Source organism: Acidovorax cavernicola (assembly GCF_003581445.1).
In genome coordinates this window covers 1-2038 of record NZ_QXMN01000162.1, presented here as the reverse complement: position 1 = coordinate 2038, position 2038 = coordinate 1, and the positions used below count along the sequence as shown (strand labels likewise).

At 62.9% G+C, this 2038-nt stretch carries 3 protein-coding genes; all 3 read left to right on the top strand.

Going from position 1 to position 2038, the window contains the following annotated elements:
• Positions 1 to 237 precede the first annotated feature (237 nt).
• On the top strand, positions 238 to 1110 hold the full coding sequence (locus tag D3H34_RS32040; RefSeq protein WP_119558805.1) for a type 1 glutamine amidotransferase: 873 nt from the start codon (positions 238 to 240) through the stop codon (positions 1108 to 1110).
• A 123-nt stretch (positions 1111 to 1233) separates the two neighbouring features.
• Entirely contained in the window at positions 1234 to 1362 is a 129-nt protein-coding gene (kdpF, locus tag D3H34_RS32035; protein WP_286186541.1) for a K(+)-transporting ATPase subunit F, read from the top strand.
• A gap of 116 nt (positions 1363 to 1478) precedes the next feature.
• A partial coding sequence (locus tag D3H34_RS32030) for a potassium-transporting ATPase subunit KdpA (RefSeq protein WP_205736854.1) occupies positions 1479 to 2038 on the top strand: 560 nt, incomplete at its 3' end.

Genomic DNA, 2038 nt, shown 5'->3' with positions numbered 1-2038 from the left:
CCTCGATTGTTGGAAACCGCCATTCTCGCGCCATCGGGCACCCGCCGGGCCGTTCCCGCCCTGGTCCTGCCACGGAGTCGCCGGATGGCTCCCCGGGCGCACCATCGCCGCAGCACACCTTGGCGCTCTTGCCGCCATCTTGATACGGCCGGCAGCAATATCAACGCGGGCTTGATGTCGGCACTTCTAGATTCCATACATCGCAACCATGGGCCTGTCTATCCAGGCCTTTGACGTATGAAACCTATCGCCATTCTCCAGCACGAAGCAACCCAAGGCCCGGGCGTGCTGGGAGAGTATTTAATGCAACAGGGCATCCCCTTCGAGGTGATCGCTCCATGCCTCGACCAGCGCACACCGGTGCGGGCCGCGGATTACCGCGGCGTTGTGGTGTTGGGCAGCAACCACTGCGCCAACGAACAGCTGCGCTGGATCGAGCAGGAGCGCTGCCTTTTGCAGGATGCGCTGGCCCATGACGTGCCGGTACTGGGTCACTGCTTTGGCGCGCAGATGCTGGCCCGTGCCATGGGCGCCAAGGTGTGGCGCAACCCCTGCCCCAACATTGGCTGGAGCCGCGTCTGGGTGACGCGGCCAGCGCAGGATCTGCTGCACGTGCCGCGCGAGCTCACAATTTTCAATTGGCACTACGACACCTTTGCCATTCCGCGTGGCGCCATGCGCAGCATGTATGGGGCGTTCTGCCTGAACAAGGGCTTTGTGCAGGGCCGGAACTGGGCCTTCCAGGGCCATCTGGAAGTGACGGCGCACAGCGTGAAAGCCTGGTGCGGCGCCGGCCGGGACGAACTGCGCCAGGTACACGGACCGGCGGTGCAGCACGAAGCCCAGATTCTGGCGCAGCTTCCGCAGCACATCGAAGCGCTGCACGCGACGGCCATGCATGTCTACAGCGCCTGGACCCGGCAGCTGGATCGCCCTCTGTGCCTGCAGTTGGGAGAGTTGCCGGATGCATGGCCAGCGGCGGCGAAAACGAATGCGCGTCTCCAGGCGCAGGCCGCGGCGGGTCTGCAGCGCGATCCCGGTCTGGCGATGCAGTACCAGGCGCCGCTCGCCGAGAAAACCAAGGCAATCTTGGCGCAGGCGGCACGCTGAATCCGGCATCGCGCCGATCTTGATGCCATCTTGATGTCCAGCGCTGCATTTCATACACGGTATTGACGGCTGAATTTTTACATTTCTTCCAGTGCCAGCTCATGCCCCATCACTGCGATGGGCATGGAGCTGACCAGCAACCGGAGAAATGAGATGTTGACCAGCCATTGGATTGAAGTCCTGGCCGCCATTACGGCGCTGGGGCTGTTTGCCTATTTGGGCTATGCGCTGCTGCGCCCCGAGAAATTTTAAGGAGGCCGCCATGCATGCACTTTACGACTTGATCTTTGTGAGCCTGACGGTCGTCTGCTTCGTCGGACTCCTGGCATTTGTGCGCGCCTTGGCGCGCATCTGAAGGGGAAGACACCATGTGGTTACCCTGGATGGAATTTGCCGTGGTTCTCACGGTGGTGGCGCTGCTGACTGTCCCCATGGGGCAATGGCTGGCGCGTTGTTTTACCAGCGAGCACCATACCTGGCTGGAGCGCCTGACCTATGGCGCCCTGGGTGTGAATCCGCAAGAGCGCATGGGTTGGCAGCGCTACGGCGCCGCGCTGGTGCTTTCCAATGCGGCGATGCTGCTGCTGGGCTACCTGATCCTGCGCCTGCAGGACTGGTTGCCGCTGAACCCGCTGGAGCTGGCAGCGCAAGCGCCGCATCTGGCGTTCAATACGGCCGCCTCTTTCATCACCAATACCAACTGGCAATCGTACGCGGGTGAATCCAGCCTGAGCAATGCCACGCAGATGGCGGCCATCACGTTCCTGATGTTTGCCGGCGCGACGACCGGCGTGGCCGCCGGCGCAGGTTTTGTGCGCGGCCTGGCCCGGTCAAGCAGCCAGGATGTGGGCAACTACTGGGTGGACTATGTGCGCGTGCTGTGGCGGGTGCTGCTGCCGCTGTCGCTGGCGATGGCGCTGGTCTATGT

Bases quoted from the DNA above. Each gene is read 5' to 3' on its own strand.
- kdpF (WP_286186541.1), top strand. From the start codon at position 1,234: ATGGAGCTGACCAGCAACCGGAGAAATGAGATGTTGACCAGCCATTGG.
- D3H34_RS32040 (WP_119558805.1), top strand. From the start codon at position 238: ATGAAACCTATCGCCATTCTCCAGCACGAAGCAACCCAAGGCCCGGGC.